Raw genomic sequence first — 23,779 nt, 5'->3', positions numbered from 1 at the left:
ACCCATCAACTCCGGTAATCGCCATTGATGGCGACATATTCCTTGGTGAGGTCGCAGGTCCACACCGTCGCCTTGCCGCGGCCGATACCGATATCGGCGCGGATGCGAATGTCGTCGCGCTTCATATAGGCCGAGGTCGCTTCCTCGGAGTAGCCCGGGTCGCGTTCGCCCTCATGCGCCAGACGGTTGTCGCCGAACCAGATCGACAGCCGGTCGCGATCGGCCGGCTCGCCGGCCTTGCCGACGGCCATGACGACGCGGCCCCAATTGGCGTCCTCGCCGGCAACCGCCGTCTTGACCAGCGGCGAATTGGCGATGGACAGCGCGATGCGCTTGGCCGAGCGCGCCGATTTGGCGCCGGTAACGGTGACTTCGACCTGCTTGCGGGCGCCCTCGCCGTCGCGCACCACTTGCAGCGCCAGCGATTTGAGCACCTTGCCCAGCGCCCGGCGGAAGGCGCCGAGACGGGCATCCTTGGGATCGCTGATGGCGGGCGCGCCGCGCTTGGCAGCGGCTCCGGTGGCGAACAACAGCAGCGTGTCGCTGGTCGAGGTGTCGCTGTCGACGGTGACGGCGTTGAAGGTCTTGGCCGTGCCGCGCGACAACAAGTCCTGCAGCACGGGGGCGGCGATCGGCGCATCGGTGGCGATGAAGGACAGCATAGTCGCCATATCGGGCGCGATCATGCCGGCGCCCTTGGAGATGCCATTGATGATGACGTCGGTGTCGCCGAGCTTGACCGTCGCTGTCGCCACTTTCGGATAGGTGTCGGTGGTCATGATGGCCTTTGCCGCCTCGGTCCACAGATCCGGCTTGCCGTCCTTGACCAGTCCGGCGAGCAAATGGCTGAATTTGGTGGTGTCGAGCGGCTCGCCGATTACCCCGGTGGAAGCGAGGAACACTTCGCCTGGCGTGCAGCCTGCGGCCTTGGCCGCGGCCTCGCCGGTCAGTTGGGTGGAGGCGCGGCCCTTCTTGCCGGTGAACGCGTTGGCGTTGCCGGAATTGACGACCAGCACCCGCGCCTTGCCGGCGCCAAGGTTCTCGCGGCAGAAGTCGACCGGTGCCGAGGGGCATTTCGACTTCGTGAACACGCCGGCAACCGCTGTGCCGGCATCGAAGACCATGGCCAAGAGGTCGGTACGGTTCTTGTACTTGATCCCGGCCTCGGCGGTGGCGATGCGCACGCCCTCGATGGCAGGCATTTTGGGATATTTCTTCGGCGCGAGCGGCGAAATCGTTGCGGACATTGGAGACCTCTGGCGAGGGAAAAACGCTGGGCGAAGGCCGGTTTGCCCGATAGCACGGCCCGGCGCAAGGGCGTTTTCTTGGCCGCCGCTGTCGGCAAGCCACCAGGGATTAAGCTTGCATTTCAAATCCGTTGGCGTCACCGGGGCCTCTGGCGTTATGATATCGGCCATGGGCAGGCTGGTGATCTTGGCGGTGGCGTATATGGGGCTTTTGCTCCTAAGCGCCGATGCGCAGCCGGAACGGCGCGTGGCGCTGGTCATCGGCAATGGCACCTATGCCGAAGCCGGCACGCTCACCAATCCGGTCAACGATGCCCTCGATATTGCCGGCAAGCTGCGCTCGATCGGCTTCGACGTCATCGAGGGCAACGATCTCGGCAAGCGCGAACTCGAGCGCAAGATCGGCGAATTTTCCGACGCGCTGGAAGGTGCGGGCGTCGGGCTTTTCTATTACGCCGGCCACGGCCTGCAGGTGGAAGGGCGCAACTACATCGTGCCGGTCGACGCCCGGCTCGACATGCCGGTCAAGCTGCAGCTCGAAGCCGTGCCGATCGACGAAGTCCTCGATATCATGGAGCAGCAGACCAAGGTCAGCCTGGTCTTCCTCGACGCCTGCCGCAACAATCCCTTTGCCCGCAGCCTGAGTCGCACCGCCACCACGCGCTCGGCAACGGCGCTTGCCGGTCTGGCGCAGTTCGATTCGACGCGCGGCTCCTTCATCGCCTTCTCGACGGCGCCAGGCGCTGTCGCCATGGACGGCACCGGGCGCAATTCGCCGTTCGCCGCCGCCCTGCTGCGGCACATGGCCGAGCCCGGCCAGAGCATCAACGACATGATGATCGCGGTGCGCCGCGACGTGGTTTCCGAAACCCGTGAGGGCCAGCGCCCATGGGAACAGGGCTCGCTGCTCGAACGGTTTGAGTTTGTGCCTGACGGTGTGGCTGCAGCGCCGCCGCCGGCCGTTGCGCCGGCGCAGTCCAGCCAGGTGGCAGCGCTCGAACGTTCCGTTGGCGACGACAAAACCGCGATCGAGAAATTTCTGCGCGACGCCTATCTTGCGCCCGATGCCGCGGCGATCGGCGAGACCGTCAAACGGCTCTATGCGCCTTCCGCCACCATCTTCGGCACGCGCTATGACAGCGACGCCGTCGTCAAGCTCAAGACGGACTGGTTCGCGCAATTTGCATCCTGGTCGTTCAATCTCGAGCCCGGCAGCCTCGAGGTGACGCCGCAGGGCGAGAACCGCGCCGAAGCCGTGTTCGCGATGAGCTATGACTATATGTCGAAAGACAAATCGGCGGCGCGCATGACCGGCAAGGCACGCGTCACGCTTGGGCTTGTGAAGAGCGACGGCCAATGGCGGATCGCCTCGGAAACCTCGCAAGCGATGAACTGAAATCCCCGCCAAGGGCGAATGTGAGACCTGTTTCTACACCGCTGGAAACGGGCCGTTTCGTTTGACTGCCAGCTAACCTATATTGTCTACGAAATTGCTGGCGAGGACAAATATGGGCGAGGATCCGGCGCGCAGATCGATTGGGGCGCGGCGCAATCCGGACAGCGCCGAGGCCATTCTCGAGGCCGCGGAGGCACTACTGGTCGAGGCCGGCTATGCCGGCTTCTCCATCGAGGCCGTCGCGCGGCGTGCCCGCGCCGGCAAACCCACGATCTATCGCTGGTGGCCGAGCAAGGCGGCCCTGCTGCTGGAGGTCTACAAGCGGCAAAAGCGTGTCGACGTCCCCGATACCGGCAGTCTCGAAGACGACCTCGTCGGTTTCCTGAGGAACCTCTTCGCGCATTGGCGCGACACATCCTCGGGCAGCGTATTCCGCTCGCTGATCGCCGAGGCCCAGTCGGACGAAGCGGCGGCCGCGGCCCTGACTGGCTATGCCGATGGGCGCGTGTCCCACACCGCTCGGATCATCGAGCGCGCCAAGGCGCGCGGCGAGGTTGCGGCCGATATCGACGCAGCGCTGGTCGCCGACCTCATCGCTTCCTATGCCTGGAAACACCTTTTGACCAACCGGCTGGACGAAGATGAGGCGACAATCCGTGCCACTGCCCGCTATGTGATGTCAGGCATCTCCCGCAATTGAAAAGGGCGCCGAACGGCGCCCTTTGCATGTTTTTTCGGTGCCGGCCTTACTTGCCGGCTTCCATCGTGTCGACGGCCTTCTTCAGATTGGCGTCGGGGATTTCGACCTTGGCGGCGCCGCGCAGCTGCTTGACCAGTGCGAAATACTTGTCGCGGATCACCGCCTGCTTGGCCTGGTCCTTGACGTCGTCGAAGGCCGGCGGCTGTTTGGTGCGCTTGTCCTCGAGCTTGATGACATGCCAGCCGAATTGCGTTTGCACCGGCTCCTTGGTGTATTTGCCGATTTCGAGCGCAACTGCCGCCTTGTCGAATTCCGGCACCATCTGCCCCGGGCCGAACCAGCCGAGATCACCGCCATTGGTCTTGCCCGAGGGATCGCTGGTATGCTCGTTGGCGAGCTTCTGGAAGTCTGCGCCGCCATCGAGCTGCTTGATGATCGCCTCGGCCTCTTCCTTCGTCTTCACGAGGATGTGACGGGCATGAATCTCATTGACCGGCGGCGTGCTGGCGATTTCCTGGTCGTAGCGGGCGCGCACCTCGGCATCGGTAACCTTGTCGACGACGCCCTTCTCGACCATCTCGCCATGCAGCGCGCGCTGCTGCAGGAACGCCATGCGGCGCTGGAATTCGGGATCCTTGTCGAGCCCGGTAGCGACCGCCTGGGCGGCCATGACGCGGATTTCGATGGCCGCCGAAAGGGCGGCGGCGCGGCGCTGCTCGGGTGGCAACTGCGAGAACTGCTGCGACAGCTCGCCCTCGGCAAGCCCAAGGTCCGCCTCGGTCAGCTTCTGGCCATTGACGGTAGCGATAACGGCGTTCGGATCGACGGGGGCTGCCGCCGGCGCTGCTGCGGCATCGGCCGGGGCGGGAGCGGCTTCCTGGGCCATCAGCGGAGACAGCGACAGGGCCGACAGGCCGAAAGCCAAGCCAAGGCTGGCGAGCGACGCACGGCGAAACAGTAAGGACATCAAGATTAACTCCAAGGGGGGATTGGTAGGCTTGCAGATCAGCCGGATTGTGGCGGAATTTGGCGCTGCCCATAGGGCTAACGCGGCGTTGACATCAGTTGAGCCCCCTCTTATCTGTCCAACGACTTTGCGTCCAGAACCGTTTTCCGGGCGCTTTTTGTGTTTGTCCGCGTTTCACGCGGAATTGATGGGGCCGGCCGGCGCTCATCTCAAAATTGAGAATTCTATCGAAAGGACCATCGGATGGTCAGTCTCGGCGGTCTCGCCCGTAAGGTTTTCGGTTCCTCCAACGATCGTCGCGTAAAATCGACCCGGCCGCGTGTCGAGGCGATCAACGCCATGGAAAACGAGATGCGGGCGCTGTCCGACGCCGAGCTTCAGGCCCGCACGGAAAAATTCCGCCAGGATATCGCCAACGGCGCTACGCTCGATGACCTGCTGGTGCCGGCCTTCGCCACCGTCCGCGAGGCATCCCGCCGCGTGCTCGGCATGCGCCCGTTCGACGTGCAGCTGATCGGCGGCATGGTGCTGCACAATGGCGGCATCGCCGAAATGCGCACCGGCGAGGGCAAGACCCTGGTCGCCACCCTGCCCGTTTATCTCAACGCGCTTGCCGGCAAGGGCGTCCATGTCGTCACCGTCAACGACTATCTCGCCACCCGCGACTCCGAATGGATGGGCCGCGTCTACAAATTCCTCGGCCTCTCGGTCGGCGTCATCGTCCATGGCCTGTCCGACGAGGAGCGCCGCGTCGCCTACGCGTCCGATGTTACCTATGCCACGAACAACGAGCTCGGCTTCGACTATTTGCGCGACAACATGAAGTATGAGCGCGCGCAGATGGTGCAGCGCGGCCACAATTACGCGATCGTCGACGAAGTCGATTCCATCCTGGTCGACGAGGCGCGCACGCCGCTGATCATTTCCGGTCCGCTCGAAGACCGTTCAGAAATGTACAACACCATCGATGCCTTCATGCTGCAGCTCGGCCCAGCCGACTACGAGATCGACGAGAAGCAGAAGACCTCGATCTTCACCGAGGAAGGCACCGAGAAGCTGGAAAACCTGCTGCGCGCGGCCGGCCTGCTCAAGGGCGAGTCGCTCTATGACGTCGAGAACGTCGCCATCGTCCACCACGTCAACAACGCGCTGAAGGCGCACCGGCTGTTCCAGAAGGACAAGGACTACATCGTCCGCAACGACGAGATCGTCATCATCGACGAATTCACCGGCCGCATGATGCCGGGACGCCGCTATTCGGAAGGCCTGCACCAGGCGCTCGAAGCCAAGGAGCATGTCGCGATCCAGCCGGAAAACCAGACGCTGGCCTCCGTCACCTTCCAGAACTATTTCCGCCTCTACAAGAAGCTGTCCGGCATGACCGGCACGGCGCTGACCGAGGCCGAGGAGTTCGGCAACATTTACGGCCTCGAAGTCACCGAGATCCCGACCAATCTGCCGGTCATCCGCAAGGACGAGGACGACGAGGTCTACCGGACGGTCGAGGAGAAGTACAAGGCGATCGTCAAGGAGATCAAGGAAGCGCGCGCCAAGGGCCAGCCGACGCTGGTCGGCACCACCTCGATCGAGAAATCCGAGCAGTTGGCCGAGCGCCTGCGCAAGGAAGGGTTCAAGGATTTCGAAGTGCTGAACGCCCGCCATCACGAGCGCGAAGCGGCCATCGTCGCCCAGGCCGGCAAGCCCGGCGCCATCACCATCGCCACCAACATGGCGGGACGCGGCACCGACATCAAGCTCGGCGGCAACGCCGAGATGCGCATCGAGGACGAACTGGGCGACATGCCTGCTGGTCCCGAGCGAGAGGCGCGCGAAAAGGAAATCATTGCCGATGTCGAGCGCCTGAAGGAAAAGGCGCTGGCCGCCGGCGGCCTCTACGTGCTCGCCACCGAGCGCCATGAATCGCGCCGCATCGACAACCAGCTCCGCGGCCGCTCCGGCCGCCAGGGCGACCCCGGCCGTTCGAAATTCTTCCTGTCGCTGCAGGACGATCTGATGCGCATCTTCGGCTCCGAGCGCATGGACGGCATGCTGCAGAAGCTTGGCCTCAAGGAAGACGAGGCCATCATCCATCCGTGGATCAACAAGGCGCTGGAAAAGGCGCAGAAGAAGGTCGAAGCGCGCAACTTCGACATCCGCAAGAACCTGTTGAAATACGACGACGTCTCGAACGACCAGCGCAAGGTGGTGTTCGAGCAGCGCATCGAATTGATGGACGGCGAAGGCCTGTCCGAGACGATCGCCGAGATGCGCGAAGGCGTCATCGAGGAGATCGTCACCAAGAACATCCCCGAAAACGCCTATGCCGAGCAGTGGAACGTCGCCGGCCTCAAGGCCGAGGTCGCCGAATTCCTCAATCTCGACCTGCCGGTCGAGGACTGGGTCAAGGAAGAAGGCATTGCCGAGGACGACATCCGCGAGCGCCTGACCAAGGCCGCCGACGCCGCCGCCAAGGAGCGCGCCGAGCGCTTCGGCCCAGACGTGATGAGCTATGTCGAACGCTCGGTGGTGTTGCAGACGCTCGATCATCTGTGGCGCGAGCACATCGTCAACCTCGACCATCTGCGTTCGGTCGTCGGCTTCCGCGGCTACGCCCAGCGCGACCCGCTGCAGGAATACAAGAGCGAGGCGTTCGAGCTGTTCCAGGCGCTGCTCGGCAATCTGCGCCAGGCCGTCACCGCGCAATTGATGCGCGTCGAACTGGTCCGCCAGGCCGCCGAAGCGCCGCCGCCCGAAGCGCCTGAAATGTTCGGCAGCCACATTGACGGCACCACGGGCGAGGACGATTTCGAGGGTGGCGAGACCGCACTTCTGGTCCGCCAGGAGAGCAACGCCATCGTCGCTCCCGAAGACCGCGATCCGAACAACCAGGCGACCTGGGGCAAGATCGGCCGCAACGAAGCCTGCCCCTGCGGCTCCGGCAAGAAATACAAACACTGCCACGGCGCGTTCGCCTGACGCTTTGTTTGGCGGCTCGATCTGTAAGGGTAGTAACTTACTCATTGAGGATCGTTGTTGGCTGTGGCGTGCTCGCGGCGGTGCTTCATGAGAGAGCAAGCCGTTATGTCATACTCCCTTGCGCACTTTGAGGCTTACCGTCATTTTGAGGTTGGGTGAGGGGAGCTTAGTGTCTAACATTACCAATCCAAAAGAACTGGAAGATTGGCTCGGAGACAAACCGATCGAATGGGGGCAGTTCATCGTCCTTAGATCGGCGCTTAGGACAATTCCTGCGCTATCGAATGAGTTCGAAAAAGGAAAAAGGTTATTCTCTTTTGAATCCAAAGAGAGCAGAATATTAGAAGCATTTAGAGGCGTTTATCTCGCACACAATTTTCTTTCGTTTAGCGAGGGAATTACCCCCAACAAATACTCACTTATTCTGGATAGGATGAGTGACACCCGGGATTATCTCTTAAAGATCGGGTCACAGGCACCACACGCAGCCAAAGCAGCGATGACGTCGGTCAGCACTAGTCTGAGCGCTATGGTCGATTATGACCCTCAGCGAGCTTCTATTGCGGTTTCACAAGCCGCTACTGCTGCTTCTCGAATTGCCGCACTACGACATCAGGAGCCTGCCAGCGAGGCAGCTGCTCATTCGGCCCGTCTTTCAATTTGGCGATCTGTGGATTGGGACGCGTCAGGACTTGTTGGCCAACCGATGACAAATTGGCCAGTGAAGTCTCTTTGGGAAGGCCGAACACCGGAATGGGCATCGAAGGGTATTCAAAGGTTATTTTCAAATCTAGAAGGAGGTGGCCACCCTTGGTGGATGTGGAATGAATGGTATCTTGCGATGACATCTGGTCAGCCGGCTGTAGAGATCAGCAGAAACCCTCAAACTGATCTTGCTCTAGCGGTGAAATCAAATGAATGGTGGCGGCGGAGTGCGGAAAAAGTCAATTTGGATATCTTGCACTTTTACGATCCCGAGCGAGTAAGTGTCGCACAATTCATCCTGAACTTCCTCGCCGAAAGGAGATCGCCCGCGCGCAACGATGAAATTGCCGACGCTTTCGCGAAAGCAAAGTACCCTATTGTCCCTAAGACAATGAGGGGGCAACTCAGCCGGTTGGCATCGTCGGGCCAAATTGTCCGTGTCCAGCAGGGGCTTTACGCCTCCTCTGGTAATCTGAAAGAAGATTCTGAAACTGCTTTGCCCCCACCACTTCCTTCTCAGGGACATGGCCCAAATCTAGGGATTTTCAAGGGAAAGGTTGCGCTGGTCCGGCCTCCCGATATCGACGATATAGGCAACGATGTCACGCGCCTCGCCAAGTTTCGGCCGCTAGTCGGCGACGCGCTGGACGAGTTGTTGTCGGCAACACCAACGCCTGCCAACCCCCAAGCGAATGACCCATATGAAAGATTGAGACGCCACGCTCGTACTTACAGAGAGAACTTGGCGGGTGATCTCAGAACTCTTGACTACGAATTACTGTTTGGACTGGGCACGATGCTCATGAACCGACTGGACGCCGATCTCAGTAGGTCCAGCGAGTCTGACTACGCTCCGCTGTCGGACCGTCAGCGAACTGCTCTTAAAGATTTCAAGGGACATCATGGGCCCTTCATAACGGGCTCAAAAGCGGGCCTAGCAGCAATAGACGATGCGGAACGACTCGACCGCAATCCGACAGAGGAAAAAGAATTCAAGGAAACGGTCAGCGGCTTTGCTGCAGCGCTACAAAACGAGTCCTCAATCATCGATACTCAGGCAGGGGCGATCATCGTCGATGCGGCGAACGCGATCGGCGAGGGGCGACAAGCCGAGAGATCCTTCCTCTTTGGCAAAGGTGCCATTCGGAATGCCATTATTGTGGTCAGTGCTGGCGGTGTCATTGCAACTCTCGCTTCTATCGCTGTGGCCAGCGGAGGCGTCGTGGCTCTAATTAGCTCCGCGCTGGGGCTCGTCGTTCTCGAAGGAACCAAGCGATCGAAAGCGTTCAAGGTGGTTTCTGAGCCCGTCCAGAGGTTGCTAGATCAACTCTCGGACCTCGACATGGAAAAGCTGGCGGCATTGTCGGACAGAAACATGGAGCCATATGTTCGATTCATGTTGAAAGAAGAAGGAAGGCTGCGAGCGATCGCGGGCAACCGGCCGGAATTGGAGTGGCTCCATAAGCAGCTTGATTTGATTAAGAAAAATAACAGACCGAAACAGTGACTGCCCAATGGCGAACAAGACGTTCGCTTAAAACTCGCTTCGTTGCAACGTTATGCAACCTTGGGGACAGGGAGGAGGCGTGAAGGATCGCCGACCTTCGCGTTCTCCCTCCCCAAAAATCCCTCACAACAACCCCGAATCGCGCGCCGCCGCCGTCGCTTCGCCGCGCGAGACCGCGTCCAGCTTGCCCAGCACCGCCGAGACATGGTGATCGACCGTCTTTGGCGAAATCGTCAATTGCTCGGCGATCCGCTTGTTGGAGAGGCCGCGTTCGATCAGCTGCAGCACCTGCATCTGGCGCAAGGTGAGGCCGGCGAGGTTGGCGCGCGTCGAGCGGCGCGGGCCGCGGGCGATGCCGCCAACGCCGTTCCTGCGCATGATATCGCGCAGGCGCTGGGCCGCCGGCCTTGCCCCCAGGCCGTCGAAAATATCCAATGCCAGACGCTGCCCCTCGTCATCGCCGAGGATGAGCGCCAGTCCGCGCTCGTATGGCGCATTCAATTCGGACCAGAGTGCCGAAGCCGAACGCCAGTCGCCGGTCAGGAGCAGCCGGTATGGTGTCGCCATCTTGGCGGTGTCGCCGGCCGGCATATCGGGAGAGAGCAATGTTCGCCACAGAGCCAGCTCCCCGACATGGGCACGCGAGCGCACCGGCGTTTCGGCGCGGGTGATCAGCGCCAGCGCCTCTTGCCTGTCGGCCAGGCCCAGCCATGCCTGCTCCGCCATCAGCGCCGCGTAAGAGCTCAGCATCTGCAGGTCGCCGCCGCTTCCGACCAGACGCGCCATTTCGGCGAACAGCGGCTCGGCCGAGGGATCGCCGCGCCTCAGGCGCAGTTTCGCCAGTGCCAGCAGCGCCGGAAACCGGCTCACGGTGGTTGTCCGATCATTATCGATGACATCGCTTGCCGTCGCGGCGGCCTCATCCCATTGGCCCTGACGCAGCTGCACATCGGCCAGCATGCCCCTGAGATAGTCGCGCCAGGTGCCGAGGTCGTTCTCGGTGCAATAGTGGATGCCGCTCTCCAGCACCGGACGCGCCGCGTCGTAGCTCATCTGGGTGATCTCGAAACAGGCGCGGTTGGTGAAGGCGCGCGCGGCATGTTCCTGGAAATTGCCTTGGAGCGCAATTTCAAGGCTTTGGTCGAGGCGCAGGCGTCCGGCATCCGGATTGAGCCACTGCTCGACGCAGCCGACATTGTTGAGGGCATGCGACGCGATGTCGGGACGGTTCATGCGCGCAGCCAGCGCCGCTGCCTTCTCGCCATAGAACAGCGTGTCCTCCACCCTCTCCGACAGCATCGCCAGGTGTGAAAGGTTCGAATAGGCCATGGCGAGTTCCGGCCCGGCGGGAGCCGCCTCCAGCATCGCCACCGCCTCGGCGCCGAAGGCGGCGGCCGCCTCGCGGTCATCGGCCATTTCGCTCAGCCGGGAGAGCCATCTCAGGCTGTCGCCCTCCTTCAGCCTGTTGCCGCCTGCCTGATGCAACCGGCGCGCCTCGCCCTGCGCTGCAAGCGCGTCGTCGATCTTGCCGATGAGATGGCACTCGAACGCATGGCTTTCGTAGAGCGCGGCGCGGTCAATCACCGGCAGGCTGTCGGCCTGCTGCAAGGCGATCTCGTAATAGCCGGCGGCATCGCGATGGGCGCCGACGCGCGACGCCTCGCACGCGGCGATCGGCGCAAGTTCGCGCACCGCCGCCAGATTGTGCGCCTCGACCGCATGATGCACCAGGCGGCCTGTGGAGACGTCGCCATTTTCGAGCAGTGCCGCCAGCGCACGCTGGTTGAACTGCCGCCTGTGCGACGTCGTCAGCATCATTTCGATGGCGCGTCGCGCGATGTCGTGGCGGAAGGCGTAGCCGTCGCCCAGATCGTCGAGCAGCCCGTTGGCGACACACTCGGCCAGTTGGCCGGCGCTGGCGACGCCGCACAGGCCCTGCAGGGCCCAGGCGTCGGCGCGGCGCGGAAACACCGACACCGCGTCGAGCATTGCGCGGGCGCCTGGCGACAGCCGTTCAGCCCGCGCCAACACGGCGTCGCGCACGCTTGCCGGCAGCGCCGTTTCGTTTTCGGCCGACAGCAATTCGGTGACGAAGAAGGCATTGCCGGCGGTCGCCCGGTAGATGGCGTCGCCATCGCGTCCGGCCGCATCGGCGAGCGACAGCACGGCCGCCTGGCTGAGCAGCGGCACGTCGATGCGCGCCACGCTGCCGGCCGGGATTTCGCCCAGGGCGCGGCGCACCCGCATCTGTCCCTCGCTGCGGTCGGTGCGCGCCGTCAGCAACAGCAGGATGTGGGTGTTGACGATACGCCGGCCGAGGAAGCGCACGAAATCGAGCGTCGCATCGTCGGCCCAGTGCAGGTCTTCGATGATCAGCAGGCACGGCCCCTTGGCCGCAAAAGCGTCGAGCGCATCGGAAAACAGCGGCAGTCTCTGCCCATGCCGGGCGTCGATTGCGCGCGGCAGCGCCCATTGCGCCTCACGGGCCAGATCGTAAAGCGGCCCCAGCGGATCGGGGATCGACAGATCCTCGCAAGCGCTGCGCAACGTCGCCGCGCTCTCTCCGACACGGGCCGCGAATGCCTCGACAAGCGCCGTCTTGCCGGCGCCGGCCTCCCCGGCCAGCACGGCGACGCGGCCATGGCCGCCTATTGCATCGCCAAGCAGGCTCTCCAACTGCTGCAGCTGCGTCTGCCGTTCCAGAAGCATCATTGTCATCGTCTCACAGGATCGGAGTTTTCCCACCATGGCGGGCCGCTCACGATTAGCCCGTGAAGAAAGCGACGCAATGTGACTTTGCACACATTGCCGTGCCTCTTTCCACAAAGAACGACGCCAATATAGGGAATCGTCCCGTCCAATATGGGGAATCGTTCCGATGCGCGGGCCGGGCGGGCGTGGTCAACGTCCAGCCGCGCTCCGATCGAGCGTGAACCAATGGAAAAGGAAACCTTCCATGCCTCGCTACCTGATTGAACGCACATTTCCGGACGGCCTCAACATACCGATGACCGACATCGGCGCCAGCGCGGTGGGCGGCGTCGTCATGCGCAATGCCGAAAAGGGCGTCACCTGGATCCAGTCCTTCGTCACGCCCGACAAGAAGCACAGCTTCTGCATCTACGACGCGCCGACGCCCGAAGCGATCCGCAGCACCGCTCAGAAAAACTCGCTGCCGGTCGACAAGATCACGGAGGTGCGGGTTCTTGACCCTTACTTTTACCTCTGATCCTGCGTTCGGTCGCCACGGTGATGAGCATCAAACTGTCCTTCGCGGCCATGGCGAACTGCCTGATGGCCTGCCGCTCGGTGGAATCGGGCCTGTCCTGGGAAAGACCGGCCGGCCAACCTCCGTGCTCGGCCGTCTATGGCGGTTCGCGTCGAAGCTGCCTGCGTATCTGTCTGAAAGGCGGCGCTTGCCCCCGGAAGGCGACTATCTGAGGCGCGACATCGGGCTATCGGAGCGGGACGTCCCGCAGGAATATTGGCAATATTACTTTTGGGATCGTTGATTTTTCACGGTTTTTAAGGGCTGCGGCCAAAGCCCGGCAACGGAAGCCGCATCGCATGAACCGGGACGGACAAACCAAATCCTAAACCAACGCCGCAGCTTCGGGCAGCCTGATCGGCCGCCGTCGCCTCGAGCGTCAACAAACGGACGGAAGACCATGACCATAACTCTTTGGACGACACGCTTCGCGGCTTTCGCCGCCATCTCGATCGCGGCGGGTGCGGCCGCCCAGGCGCACGACGCCAACCCGCTGGCCGAAAAGGTGCGCGCCGCCAACAGCCGCTTCGAAAATGTGGCAGCCGCCACTGCCGAAGGCTATGCCCCCATCCCTTGCGCCAGCGGCATCACCGGCGGCGCCATGGGCATCCACTATGTCAACGGCGCCTATCTCAAGGACGATGCCGTCGATGTCGCCAAGCCCGAAGCGGTGATGTACGAGCCGACGGCCGACGGCAGCCTGAAGCTGATAGCGGTCGAATACATCACCTCGAAGGGCCCGGCCTCGCTCGAAGGCCAGCTGTTCAACTTCAACAGCGCCCCCAATCGCTACGGCCTCGGCCCGTTCTACGAACTGCACGTCTGGGCATGGAAACAGAACCCGACGGGCGCCTTCGCCGACATGAACCCGAACGTGTCGTGCGACGCCATGAAGGGGATGTAACGCCTCACATGTGACACCTCGGGCACCGGACATCCGGTGCCTGGCCGTCCCCCTTGGCGGGGGAGGGGCGAGCGAAACGCCGACCGGCTCCCCAGTCTTCCCCGGCGTTCGCTCGCCTTTTGTTATGCCCCGGCATACGATGACGCACCTTGCACACGCGGCCGTCCTTGGCCCCTCGGCGCACCCGCACCTGCCCACCCTTTCTTAAGGTGTTTCGGATACATCGAAACCTTGAAAAGAGGCGGAAAACGGAGAGACATCGGGGTGCGGTTTTCCGCGGCGACGACGGCCGGGCGGTTCTTGCCGCAGCGCTTGGCGCTGCGCATGGGGCCTCTGCTTGGCCGCATCGATGCGGTGCTGTTCACCGCCGACGAGCGCGGCGAAGCCGGTCGCATGTCGCTGATCGCCTTTGCCATCCGCATCGTCAGCGCCGTCATCGCCTTCATCAGCCAGGTGCTGATGGCGCGCTGGATGGGCTCGTTCGAATACGGCATCTTCGTCCTCGTCTGGGTGACGATGGTCATCGTCGGCAACCTTGCTTGCCTCGGCTTCCACACCTCGGTTATCCGCTTCATCCCCGAATACCGCGAACGCAACATGATGGCCGAGCTGCGCGGCATCGTGGTCGCCAGCCGCCTGTTCGTGCTGATTGCCTCGACCGCGATCGCCGGACTTGGCGCACTGGGCGTCTGGCTGTGCGCGAACTGGATCGAGAGCTACTATGTGATGCCCTTCATCCTCGGCCTGTTCTGCCTGCCGATGATCGCCATGGGCGACCTGCTGCAAGGCCAGTCACGCGCCAATTCCTGGGCGTTGTTTGCGCTGTCGCCGACCTATCTGGTGCGGCCGGTGCTGATCCTGGCGCTGATGGCGCTGATGCTGGCAATGGGCTATGCGCCCGACGCCAGGACAGCGATCTTCGCCTCGATCGCCGCCACCTACGCCACCACGCTCGGCCAGCTCATCGGCGTGACCACGCGCATGGGCAGGAATATCCCGCCCGGGCCGATGAAGGTGCATTTCGGCGAGTGGTTCATCGTCTCGCTGCCGATCTTCCTGGTCGAGAGCTTCTTCTTCCTGCTCACCAACGCCGACGTGCTGATGGTCGGCGCCTATCTCCAGCCCAATGACGTCGCCGTCTATTTCGCCACCGTCAAGACGCTGGCGCTGGTGCATTTCGTCTATTTCTCCGTCAAGGCCGGCGTTGCCCAGCGCTATGCGCAGTTCACCCATGGCGAACCGGAAAAGCTCGCCGCCTTCGCCCGCGAGACGGTGTCATGGACGTTCTGGCCGTCGCTGCTGATGGCGCTGCTGGTGCTGGCGCTCGGCGAACCGATGCTGGTGCTGTTCGGCCCCGAATTCACCGCCGGCTATCCGCTGCTGTTCCTGCTGGTGTTCGGCGTCGTGGCGCGCGCCGCCGTCGGCCCGTGCGAAAGCCTGTTGACGATGAGCGGCAACCAGAACATCTGCGCCGCCGTCTATGCCATGACGCTGGCCTTCAACATCGGCCTCAACGTGGTGCTGATCCCGCTCTTTGGCCTGTGGGGGGCGGCGATCGCCACCAGCCTCGCCATGGTCTTCGAGGCCAGCGCCCTGTCCTTCACCGTCTGGCGCAAGCTCGGCATCGTCATGCTGATCTTCGTGCCCGCTGCCGAGGGAGCCGCCTGATGGCCGCCATCCCGCTGATCGAGGAAACCAGCGGCGGTCCGGCCGGCGCCATGGTGTCGGGCCTTGCCGGCCTGGCGCGCGACGCCGATCCGGCGCATCTCGAGATGCTCGCCAACAACCGGCCGCTGCGCAAGCTGGCGATCTATCCGGCTTCGGCCGGCTTCGAACTGGTCGAGGAACTCGACTATCTGTGCACCCGCACGATCGAGCCCAACGTCTTCTTCAACCCGCGCTTTCTGGCGCCGGCCATGCCCCGGCTGGAAGATCGCGAGGTCAAGCTGGCGGTGATCCGCGACGGCGACGAATACCGCAACCGGCTGCGCCTGCTGGTGCCGTTCTCGGTCGAAAGGCCGGCCGTGCCGCTCGGCGTTCCGGTGATGCGCACCTGGTCGAGCCCGTTCGGCCCGATCGGCACACCGCTGGTCGACCACGACGACCCGATCGGCGTCGTCGAGGATTTCTTCGGCATGCTGTCGCGGCCGCATCTCAAGCTGCCGAAGGTCTTCGTGCTGCCCGACATGCGCCTCGACGGCCCATTGGCCAGCGTGCTGGCCACCGTTGCCGAGACGCGCGGCCTGACAATGGTCACCACCGGCAAGGCGGACCGGCCGGTGCTCGAAAGCACGCTCGACGGCGAGGCCTATCTGAAGGCATCGCTGCGCGCGCACCACTACCGCGAATTCCGCCGCCTGAAACGGCGCCTGGGGGATCTCGGCAGGCTGGAACATGTCGTGGCGCGGGGACCGGACGAAATCCGCCACGCCATCGAAAGTTTCCTGACGCTGGAGGCGGCCGGCTGGAAGGGCCGCGAGCGCACCGCCATGGCCATCGACCGCTACCGCGCCGCCTTTGCCCGCGAAGCCGTGCACCGGCTGGCCGAGCACGACATGTGCCGCATCCATTCGCTGACGCTGGACGGCCGCACGATCGCCTGCCTGGTCGTCTTCGTCGAGGCCGGCGTCGCCTACACCTGGAAGACCGCCTATGACGAGACGCTGGCGACCTATTCGCCGGGCACGCTGCTGATGATCGAGGTGACCAGGCAGCATCTCGACGACCCCAACATCATGATGACCGATTCCTGCGCCGTGCCCGACCACCCGGTGATGAGCCGGCTGTGGAGCGAGCGCAAGCCGATGGGCTCGCTGGTGATCGGGCTGACGCCGGATGCCGACCGCCTCGCCCGCCAGGCCGCCTCGCAGCTGCATCTCTACCGCGAAACCCGCAACATGGCCCGCCTGCTGCGCAATCGCGTGAAGAGTTTGCTGGGACGGCGATAGAGCCGAACGGCAAATTCTGAAAACCCTTCTTGAGCTCCACCGTTAAGCCTCACCAATACAAACCAAATCTCGCTGATTGTTGCACTTCAGCAACAATCTATTAACAATCGCTGATCCCCAGTCGACTCGGTTGCAATCCGCAAATATCTTCAACTCGAGGGTTGATTTATGGGGGATTGAAATATGCGGGAGTATTTCAAAAGAGCGTACGCCGATTGTGCGGATAAGGGCTGCTCCGTTAAAATTTCGAAATCGGCCAACGGATTGAAAGCACCGCGCGGCACGATGGCAGCGCTTTTGATCGCCAGAACCATCACGCCGGCTGGGATACCGACGATCGCGCTGTCAGGCCTGCTTTATGGAACCCACTCCGCCAGCGCCGTAAATGCAGTTTGCGTAGACGGAAACACCATAAATTTGGGTGACGATGAAGATTGCGACGCGTTTCTCGCCGAACAGACCAGTTTCGATATCAGCGGAACCGACCTCACAGTCGGCGCTCTTGAGACCGGCGGCGTCCATCTGAATACCGGCGTTAATGGCCTCTCCACTTTTGACGACAACGTGAATATGGATGGCATAGTCCAAATACACGAAGCGGTGGTCAACATTGGAGCGTTCGGCGGCAGCTTGAAAGCAGTCTCAGGCGCCAATGTCGATATGGACGGAAACCAGATCCACAATGTCGGAACGCCGACAGCTGGGACCGATGCCGCAAACAAGGACTACGTCGACGGCGTTGTCGGTGCTGGTGCGGCCAAGAACGTTGAGCAGGATGCCAGGCTCGACGGCGTCGAGGCCAAGAACACAGAGCAGGATACAACTCTCGCGAATCACGAGACTCGCATCACCCAAACGGAAGCGAAGGACGTGCAGCAGGACGGCCGCCTTGATGGGCACGACACCATGCTCGCCTCGCTCGACACACGCGTCACGACAAACACCGCCGATATCACTGCTCTTGATGGACGGGTCGGCGCGCTGGAGGACAGCTTCGGCGACCTGGGACGTACTATCTCTCAAAACCGCACCGAGGCACGGCAAGGTATCGCGGCAGCCATAGCGATGACAACGGCACCGATGCCGTCTGCTCCGGGCCGCACGAGTTGGGCCAGCAACGTCGGTTATTTCAAGGGCGCGACAGCTTTCGGCGGTTCGCTGGCTCATCGCTTCGATTTCGACGAACCTTTCGCATTCACGGCAGGCTACGCGTACGGCGGCGGCAGCAGCCATGGCTTCCGCCTCGGGCTGGCGGGCGAGTTCTAGGCTGACGGCATTGTTGGCTGCGGCAGGCAGATCCGGGATGGTTCGATTGGGATGGTTGCTGGCCGTAGGCGTTGTAGTCTTCGGCGCATGCTCATCCCCTGCATATCCTCAGGTGAAGAAAGAAAACCGTAGCGCGGTCAAAGCGTCCGACGCGCCAAAGCCGGCTGACATCGACCGAAACGGGATTTTGATCCTGGTGCGATCGATCCTGCTTGCGCTCGACCAGGCCAACAAGACAGGAAATTATTCTGTCTTGCGCGATCTGGGCGCGCCCGTTTTTCAAGTTAACAATGCGGCCCGTTTAGCCGAGGTTTTTTCCACTCAGCGCAAAGAGAAGTGGGACATGAGCGGCGTTGCAACGCTGGAGCCGCAACTGACTCAACCGCCCCAGATCGAATCCAACGGGATGCTGCATATTGTTGGATTCTTTCCCTCCGCCGCTGCCCAATTGAACTTTGAATTTCTCTTTGCGCCGGATGACCGGCAGTGGAAAATCTCCGGCATGGCGGTCAGGCTAGGCTCTACTGCTCCACAGGCACCGGATAATCCACCAATCCCAAGCCCCGCGCCATCGACAGAAAAGCCCGATGCACCGAGCGGAGATATCGTCATAGGGAAGCCGGCAGGCAAGAAGTAGTTCACGCAACCACGTGAAAGCTGGAGAAAGGCGCTGGATCAACGCTAAAAGCCCAGCTATGGGTCGCGCGGCAATTTCGGCCGGCCTTCACGACAAGCCATCCTGATGATCAGAACCTTTTTGCGTCACGCCGGTCCCCGTGCGGCCTTTTCGCTGCTTGCACTGCTGCCTGTCCGCGCCGAGGCCGATAGCTGTCCCGAGGATTGCAGCGAGCCCGCGCCGTCCATCAACATCTACAGCCACACCGCCGCCGGCCATCTCAGCCCGGCCACGCTGGGCGCACTGCCGCGCGTATATGTGCCGAACCGCTCGTCCAACAGCGTCACGGTGATCGACACCATGACGCTCAAGGAAGTCGACAGGTTCCCGGTCGGCAGCAAACCGCAGCACGTCGTGCCGTCCTGGGACCTGAAGACGCTCTGGGTCGCCAACAATGGCACCGGCAAGAACGGCAGCCTGACGCCGATCGACCCGATGACCGGCAAGCCCGGCCCGCAGATCGCCGTGGACGATCCCTACAATTTGTATTTCATGCCGGGCGCGGCCATCGTCGTCGACGAAGCCCTGGAGCGGCTCGATTTCCGCGATCCCCACACCATGGCGCTGAGGTCGAGCCTGCCGACGCCCACTTGCCCCGGCATCAACCACGCCGATTTCTCGGCCGACGGCGCCTACGCGATTTTCACCTGCGAATACGGCAATGGCGGACTGGCCAAGATCGACCTGAAGAACCAGAAGGTGCTTGGCCATCTCGACTTCTCGAAAATGGGCATGCCGCAGGACATCCGCCTCTCGCCCGACGGCAAGGTTTTTTACGTCGCCGACATGATGAATGACGGCGTGTTCCTCGTCGATGGCGACAGTTTCAAGGAGATCGGCTTCATCCCGACCGGCATCGGCGCCCATGGCTTCGTCGTCAGCCGCGACGGCAAGCGGCTCTATGTCTCGAACCGGGGCTCGCACAAGATGGAGCAGGGCCAGGCAAAGGGACCGGGCAGCGTGACGGTGATCGACTTCGCTACCCGCGCGGTCGTCACGCAATGGCCGATCCCCGGCGGCGGCAGCCCCGACATGGGCAACGTCAGCGCCGACGGCAAACAACTATGGCTGTCCGGCCGGTTCGACAGTGCCGCCTACATGATCGACACGACATCAGGCGCGGTGACCAAGTTTCGGGTTGGCTCAGAGCCGCACGGCCTGACGGTGTGGCCGCAACCGGGACGGTATTCCCAAGGCCATACGGGAAATATGCGCTAAGTCCGCGTTCGAGGCGCGCTCGAACGCAAGAGGTCGCAAAGGGCGACCGCTCGTCGGCCCGGAACGAGCAGGGGCTTTCCTTGGACACCGCGAAGCTGTAGCTCCACACACTGGTTTCGGATACCGCCAGAAGATGAACCTCCGCCGCATCGTCCTCATCGTCGCGCTTCTCAATCTTGCCTATTTCGGGATCGAGTTCGCTGTGGCGCTCGCCATTGGATCAGTGTCCCTGTTCGCCGACAGCATCGACTTTCTTGAAGATGCTTCCGTGAACCTCCTTATCCTGCTCGCACTTGGGTGGTCTGTGCGCTCCCGTGCGCGGGTGGGGATGGCATTGGCGCTCCTCCTCCTCATGCCGGGTCTGGCAACGCTCTGGACGGCTTGGGAAAAGTTCAACGTGCCGGTGCCGCCGCAGCCTATCGCCTTGACCTTGGCGGGACTTGGCGCTCTCGCCGTCAACCTGTCCTGTGCCTACATGCTGGCCGCGCACCGGCATCGTGGCGCCAGCCTCACAAAGGCGGCCTTCCTGTCGGCCCGCAACGACGCCTTGGCCAACATCGCCATTATTGCCGCAGGGTTGGTCACGGCCTTGCTCTGGCATTCCGCGTGGCCCGATTTGGCGGTGGGATTGGGGATCGCGGTCATGAACGCCGACGCGGCCCGCGAAGTGTGGGAAGCTGCCCGTGAAGAACACCGTGCGGCGGCCTGAGAGCAGGCAGAGCTGGGCTGCCGGCCGCCGCTGATTGGCGCTCCTCGCTGTCATCCGCAGCAGCCGCGGTTGGCTCTGTGTCGAGGCACTGTTCGAACCCGGAGGGTTCGCAAGGGCGACCGCCCGTCGGCCGGTCAGGCCGCCCCATCGGAGCTCGTGAACGAAGCGAACTGGCGTGAGATCAAAAATGGTGCCCCTAGCCGGAATCGAACCAGCACTCCTTGCGGAACTCGATTTTGAGTCGAGCGCGTCTACCAATTCCGCCATAGGGGCTCAGGCCCAAAGGCCTGGATGGGCGCGGACTATACGGTTGGAGGCCTGTTCGTCAACTGGCCAAATGCGCCGCCGTGCCCTGCTTGCGGCAAAAGCCCGCCTTTCTGTTTCGTGAAGCTCCTGCCATTGTGCGGCGCGGAAAACCTTTCTAGACAGACGCGTATCAAAGCGCGTTGCGTCTGGGCAACTTGCATCCAGGAGAGCCGATGCTTCGCGGACTTTACGACTGGACCTTGTCGCTGGCGGCCCGCAAATCCGCCGAATGGTGGCTGGCCTTCATCGCCTTCGTCGAAAGCTCGGTGTTTTTCATACCTGCCGACGTCTTGTACCTGCCCATGGCGTTGGCGCGGCCCGAACGCGCCTATCGCTATGCGCTGACCGCCACTGTCGCGTCGGTGCTGGGCGGCATTGCCGGCTGGCTGATCGGTTACTATGCCTACGACACGATAGCACGGCCGATGCTGGAGCACTTTGGCGGCCTTGACGCGTTCGAGAGGTGGCAGTCGGCCGGCACCGGGCTGATGCTGGTGCTGCTTGTCACATCGGGTGCCGCCCACTTGCCGCCGATCAAGGTGGTCACCATTCTGGCAGGCGCCCTCCACGTCAATCTTGTCGTCTTCATCGTCTCCGCCATCCTGGCGCGTGGCGCTCGTTTCCTGCTTCTTGCCTGGCTGCTGCGCCGCTATGGCGAGGAGATCAAGGAATTCATCGAGAAGCGTTTGGGATTGATCGTCGGCGCCGGCGCTGCCGCCCTGATTTTGCTCTATATCGTCGTCAAATACGCCTTCTGACCGCCCAAGGCGGGCGGTGGGTCAGGACTATGCCGGCGGACGGCGATTTAAACGGACGAAACATGACAGCCACGATGACAGCCGATACCGGACGCCAGCGCACGCGCACCGCTTTGTTTCTCGCCGTGGCCATGGCCGCCACGGTCGGCTCCGCGCTCGCCTTCCAGCACATAGGCGGCTACATCCCCTGCCATCTCTGCCTGGAACAGCGCACGCCCTATTATATCGGCGCCCCGCTGATGCTGCTGGCGGTGATCGCCTCGATGTTCAGCGCACCCGCATGGCTGACGCGCGGCCTGCTTGCCGTCGGCGGCCTGCTGATGCTCTACGGGCTCTATCTCGGCGTCTATCATTCGGGCGTCGAATGGGCCTGGTGGCAGGGTCCGGCCGATTGCACGGCCGGCGCCGGCCCGGTCGATACCGGCGGCAAAGGCGTGCTCGACGCGCTCGACAAATTCGTGCCGCCATCCTGCGACAAGGCAGCCCTTCGTATCCTCGGCCTGTCGCTGGCCGGCTGGAACGCCATCGCCAGCTTCATCCTCGCCGCCGTCGCCTTCCGAGGCGCGCTGGCGCGCGACTAATCAAGTGCGAGGTCGCGCCATGCGGCCAGTCTCTTAATGTTGGCACCGCCCCTCATTGCCCTGCCGGGCATTTCTCCCCGTATAGTGACGGGGAGAAAGACGCAGTCATCAATGGTTTCGCCAATCCCGAACGCTGAAAGAAGGGCGCCAGATTTGCAGCCAATTCCCTTCTCCCCGTCACTATACGGGGAGAAGGTGGCGGCAGCCGGATGAGGGGCAGCACCTGATATCGGCGATTGCCCTGGCAAGGCCGATCGGGCCAATCCCTACGGCTCCAACTCCACATCCCAGTAGAGATAATCCATCCAGCTTTCATGCAGATGGTTGGGCGGGAACAGCCGGCCATTGTTGTGCAGGTCGTGCACGGTCGGCTGGTAGGGCTTCTGCAGCGGCCACATCTTGGCGTGCGCCGGCATCATGCCGCCCTTCCTCAGATTGCAGGGTGAACAGGCGGCCACGACATTCTCCCACGTCGTCGCCCCGCCGCGATGGCGCGGGATGACGTGGTCAAAGGTCAGATCCTCGGGCGTGCCGCAATACTGGCACTGGAAGCGGTCGCGCAGGAACACGTTGAAGCGGGTGAATGCCGGGTGCCTCGACGGCTTCACATAGGCCTTCAGGCTGACGACGCTGGGCAGCTTCATCGAAAAGGTCGGCGAAGACACCGCATGCTCGTATTCGGCGACGATGTTGACCCGGTCGAGGAACACCGCCTTGATGGCGTCCTGCCAGGACCAGAGCGACAAGGGGTAATAGCTGAGCGGACGGTAATCCGCATTCAGCACCAGCGCAGGAAGCCCATCCGGAGATACGGCAACCGTCACTTGTTGACCTCCTCGTTCTAGAACCGATCGGCGCGGATACTGTAAGCCCGACATGACAGGGATGTGAAGCGGATTGTCATCAGCCAAAAGCGGCAAAAATGCAGGATTTTCATGCTTTTTTGCCGATTCAGGCCGGAGGTGCTGCGTCCCGGCCCCTGGTTTCGCGATAATAGGACCAGAAAAGCCGCGATGCGACGCCTCGCCACGGGCTCCATGATTCGGCCAGAGAGATCAGCGTTTTCTCCGGCGGACGCGGCTCTATGCCGAGCGCGTGGCCAACCGCGCTCTGCAGCGCGACGTCGCGCGCGGGGAAAATATCGGGGTGGCCGGCGGCAAACAGGAGATAGACTTCCGCCGTCCACGGGCCGATGCCCGGCACCGCGATCATAGCCGCGATCGCCTCTTCGGCGTCGAGCGAACAGAGGTGATGCAGGTCGAGCCCCTCAACCACGGCCTGCGCAACCGCCATCAGACCGCGCTGCTTCGGCCGCGACAGCCCAGCCTCACGAAACATGTCCTCGCCGGCGGCAAGGATCGCCTGCGGCGTTAGCGGATCGACCAGTTTCACCAGCCGGCCGAAAATGGCATCGGCGCTCGCACGGGATACTTGTTGCGAAACGATAATGGAGGCCAGGCTTCGAAAGCCGGGCTCCGACAGCCGCAGCGGCACCTCTCCGGCCATGCCGCGCACCTTTTCCAGGCGCGGATCGATTGCGCAAAGCGCATCCAGCCCGCGCGCAATATCGTCCAGTGTCGCGATGCGTTGCATGTTTCTTGTTCCTGAACCGACCGCACGGTAGCAATTGGCAAAACCGCTGCACAA

Annotated in this window: 20 protein-coding genes and 1 tRNA gene; 15 read left to right on the top strand and 6 right to left on the bottom strand. The window is 62.6% G+C overall.

Translation table 11 applies throughout. The annotated features are described in order from the left end of the window. Positions 1–5: 5 nt before the first annotated feature. On the bottom strand, positions 6–1,247 hold the full coding sequence (gene argJ / locus NKL04_RS29220; protein WP_023672988.1) for a bifunctional glutamate N-acetyltransferase/amino-acid acetyltransferase ArgJ: 1,242 nt from the start codon (positions 1,245–1,247) through the stop codon (positions 6–8). 115 nt (positions 1,248–1,362) lie between these two features. On the opposite strand from argJ, the gene NKL04_RS29215 reads away from it, so the two are divergent. Together NKL04_RS29215 and NKL04_RS29210 are read left to right on the top strand one after the other, a co-directional pair. Then, a complete protein-coding gene (locus NKL04_RS29215) occupies positions 1,363–2,643 on the top strand; it encodes a caspase family protein (RefSeq protein ID WP_245264077.1) in 1,281 nt (426 codons plus the stop codon). Between the two features lie 112 nt (positions 2,644–2,755). Continuing rightward, positions 2,756–3,343, top strand: a complete 588-nt coding sequence (locus tag NKL04_RS29210; RefSeq protein WP_023701426.1) for a TetR/AcrR family transcriptional regulator — start codon at positions 2,756–2,758, stop codon at positions 3,341–3,343. 46 nt (positions 3,344–3,389) lie between these two features. Here the strand turns inward: NKL04_RS29210 and NKL04_RS29205 are convergent, their stop codons facing one another. Then, complete coding sequence (locus NKL04_RS29205) at positions 3,390–4,310, bottom strand: peptidylprolyl isomerase (RefSeq protein WP_023686683.1); 921 nt, start codon at positions 4,308–4,310, stop codon at positions 3,390–3,392. Positions 4,311–4,553: 243 nt separating this feature from the next. Between NKL04_RS29205 and secA the strand changes: the two genes are divergently transcribed. Both secA and NKL04_RS29195 read left to right on the top strand, forming a co-directional pair. Then, on the top strand, positions 4,554–7,286 hold the full coding sequence (secA, locus tag NKL04_RS29200) for a preprotein translocase subunit SecA (RefSeq protein ID WP_023672992.1): 2,733 nt from the start codon (positions 4,554–4,556) through the stop codon (positions 7,284–7,286). A 169-nt stretch (positions 7,287–7,455) separates the two neighbouring features. Continuing rightward, positions 7,456–9,498 (top strand): type IV toxin-antitoxin system AbiEi family antitoxin domain-containing protein, encoded by a 2,043-nt coding sequence (locus NKL04_RS29195; RefSeq protein ID WP_156951485.1) that lies wholly within the window; start codon positions 7,456–7,458, stop codon positions 9,496–9,498. A 123-nt stretch (positions 9,499–9,621) separates the two neighbouring features. Here NKL04_RS29195 and NKL04_RS29190 read toward each other — a convergent pair whose 3' ends face one another. After that, the gene (locus NKL04_RS29190) at positions 9,622–12,210 is read right to left on the bottom strand and encodes an ATP-binding protein (protein ID WP_352597433.1); all 2,589 of its coding nucleotides are present in this window, start codon (positions 12,208–12,210) and stop codon (positions 9,622–9,624) included. A 244-nt stretch (positions 12,211–12,454) separates the two neighbouring features. Here NKL04_RS29190 and NKL04_RS29185 point away from each other — a divergent pair, with 244 nt between their 5' ends. From NKL04_RS29185 to NKL04_RS29145, 9 genes are all read left to right on the top strand, one after another. Next, positions 12,455–12,727: a DUF4242 domain-containing protein gene (locus NKL04_RS29185; protein ID WP_023673765.1), complete on the top strand. Its 273-nt coding sequence runs from the start codon at positions 12,455–12,457 to the stop codon at positions 12,725–12,727. Continuing rightward, the gene (locus NKL04_RS29180) at positions 12,705–13,010 is read left to right on the top strand and encodes a hypothetical protein (protein ID WP_081731383.1); all 306 of its coding nucleotides are present in this window, start codon (positions 12,705–12,707) and stop codon (positions 13,008–13,010) included. Before NKL04_RS29185 ends, NKL04_RS29180 begins: the two co-directional genes overlap by 23 nt. A 156-nt stretch (positions 13,011–13,166) precedes the next feature. Next, the gene (locus NKL04_RS29175; RefSeq protein WP_023694007.1) at positions 13,167–13,670 is read left to right on the top strand and encodes a hypothetical protein; all 504 of its coding nucleotides are present in this window, start codon (positions 13,167–13,169) and stop codon (positions 13,668–13,670) included. A 264-nt stretch (positions 13,671–13,934) separates the two neighbouring features. Then, complete coding sequence (locus NKL04_RS29170; RefSeq protein ID WP_023701422.1) at positions 13,935–15,338, top strand: lipopolysaccharide biosynthesis protein; 1,404 nt, start codon at positions 13,935–13,937, stop codon at positions 15,336–15,338. Continuing rightward, entirely contained in the window at positions 15,338–16,618 is a 1,281-nt protein-coding gene (locus tag NKL04_RS29165) for a GNAT family N-acetyltransferase (protein WP_023701421.1), read from the top strand. The genes NKL04_RS29170 and NKL04_RS29165 overlap by 1 nt, the downstream gene beginning before the upstream one ends. Before the next feature lie 183 nt (positions 16,619–16,801). Continuing rightward, entirely contained in the window at positions 16,802–17,884 is a 1,083-nt protein-coding gene (locus NKL04_RS29160; protein WP_198029312.1) for a hypothetical protein, read from the top strand. Positions 17,885–17,996: 112 nt separating this feature from the next. Beyond that, positions 17,997–18,521 carry a hypothetical protein gene (locus NKL04_RS29155; RefSeq protein WP_023701419.1) on the top strand — a complete coding sequence of 175 codons (525 nt, stop codon included), beginning with the start codon at positions 17,997–17,999 and terminating at the stop codon, positions 18,519–18,521. 105 nt (positions 18,522–18,626) lie between these two features. After that, positions 18,627–19,778, top strand: coding sequence for a YncE family protein (locus NKL04_RS29150; protein ID WP_023701418.1), 1,152 nt, complete (start codon positions 18,627–18,629; stop codon positions 19,776–19,778). A 133-nt stretch (positions 19,779–19,911) separates the two neighbouring features. Continuing rightward, complete coding sequence (locus NKL04_RS29145; protein ID WP_023701417.1) at positions 19,912–20,487, top strand: cation efflux transmembrane domain-containing protein; 576 nt, start codon at positions 19,912–19,914, stop codon at positions 20,485–20,487. Between the two features lie 188 nt (positions 20,488–20,675). Here NKL04_RS29145 and NKL04_RS29140 read toward each other — a convergent pair. Then, positions 20,676–20,760, bottom strand: a tRNA-Leu gene (locus NKL04_RS29140). 206 nt (positions 20,761–20,966) lie between these two features. Here NKL04_RS29140 and NKL04_RS29135 point away from each other — a divergent pair. Next, a complete protein-coding gene (locus NKL04_RS29135; protein WP_023685316.1) occupies positions 20,967–21,551 on the top strand; it encodes a YqaA family protein in 585 nt (194 codons plus the stop codon). Positions 21,552–21,613: 62 nt separating this feature from the next. Continuing rightward, on the top strand, positions 21,614–22,132 hold the full coding sequence (locus NKL04_RS29130; protein WP_023686688.1) for a disulfide bond formation protein B: 519 nt from the start codon (positions 21,614–21,616) through the stop codon (positions 22,130–22,132). Between the two features lie 266 nt (positions 22,133–22,398). Here NKL04_RS29130 and NKL04_RS29125 read toward each other — a convergent pair whose 3' ends face one another. Next, complete coding sequence (locus NKL04_RS29125; RefSeq protein WP_008874122.1) at positions 22,399–22,956, bottom strand: HNH endonuclease; 558 nt, start codon at positions 22,954–22,956, stop codon at positions 22,399–22,401. A 127-nt stretch (positions 22,957–23,083) separates the two neighbouring features. Then, a complete protein-coding gene (locus NKL04_RS29120) occupies positions 23,084–23,725 on the bottom strand; it encodes a DNA-3-methyladenine glycosylase family protein (RefSeq protein WP_023701416.1) in 642 nt (213 codons plus the stop codon). Between the last annotated feature and the right edge of the window lie 54 nt (positions 23,726–23,779).

This window comes from Mesorhizobium sp. C264A (assembly GCF_040324515.1).
Taxonomy (GTDB): domain Bacteria; phylum Pseudomonadota; class Alphaproteobacteria; order Rhizobiales; family Rhizobiaceae; genus Mesorhizobium.
Note: the sequence above shows the minus strand (reverse complement) of the source record. Positions and strands in the feature narration are given on the sequence as shown.

What these genes read in the sequence shown, in the direction of transcription:
- argJ (WP_023672988.1), bottom strand. Translation starts at nt 1,247, where the DNA reads ATGTCCGCAACGATTTCGCCGCTCGCGCCGAAGAAATATCCCAAAATG.
- NKL04_RS29210 (WP_023701426.1), top strand. Translation starts at nt 2,756, where the DNA reads ATGGGCGAGGATCCGGCGCGCAGATCGATTGGGGCGCGGCGCAATCCG.
- NKL04_RS29205 (WP_023686683.1), bottom strand. Translation starts at nt 4,310, where the DNA reads ATGTCCTTACTGTTTCGCCGTGCGTCGCTCGCCAGCCTTGGCTTGGCT.
- secA (WP_023672992.1), top strand. Translation starts at nt 4,554, where the DNA reads ATGGTCAGTCTCGGCGGTCTCGCCCGTAAGGTTTTCGGTTCCTCCAAC.
- NKL04_RS29190 (WP_352597433.1), bottom strand. Translation starts at nt 12,210, where the DNA reads ATGATGCTTCTGGAACGGCAGACGCAGCTGCAGCAGTTGGAGAGCCTG.
- NKL04_RS29185 (WP_023673765.1), top strand. Translation starts at nt 12,455, where the DNA reads ATGCCTCGCTACCTGATTGAACGCACATTTCCGGACGGCCTCAACATA.
- NKL04_RS29175 (WP_023694007.1), top strand. Translation starts at nt 13,167, where the DNA reads ATGACCATAACTCTTTGGACGACACGCTTCGCGGCTTTCGCCGCCATC.
- NKL04_RS29165 (WP_023701421.1), top strand. Translation starts at nt 15,338, where the DNA reads ATGGCCGCCATCCCGCTGATCGAGGAAACCAGCGGCGGTCCGGCCGGC.
- NKL04_RS29160 (WP_198029312.1), top strand. Translation starts at nt 16,802, where the DNA reads ATGCGGGAGTATTTCAAAAGAGCGTACGCCGATTGTGCGGATAAGGGC.
- NKL04_RS29150 (WP_023701418.1), top strand. Translation starts at nt 18,627, where the DNA reads ATGATCAGAACCTTTTTGCGTCACGCCGGTCCCCGTGCGGCCTTTTCG.
- NKL04_RS29145 (WP_023701417.1), top strand. Translation starts at nt 19,912, where the DNA reads ATGAACCTCCGCCGCATCGTCCTCATCGTCGCGCTTCTCAATCTTGCC.
- NKL04_RS29135 (WP_023685316.1), top strand. Translation starts at nt 20,967, where the DNA reads ATGCTTCGCGGACTTTACGACTGGACCTTGTCGCTGGCGGCCCGCAAA.
- NKL04_RS29130 (WP_023686688.1), top strand. Translation starts at nt 21,614, where the DNA reads ATGACAGCCACGATGACAGCCGATACCGGACGCCAGCGCACGCGCACC.
- NKL04_RS29120 (WP_023701416.1), bottom strand. Translation starts at nt 23,725, where the DNA reads ATGCAACGCATCGCGACACTGGACGATATTGCGCGCGGGCTGGATGCG.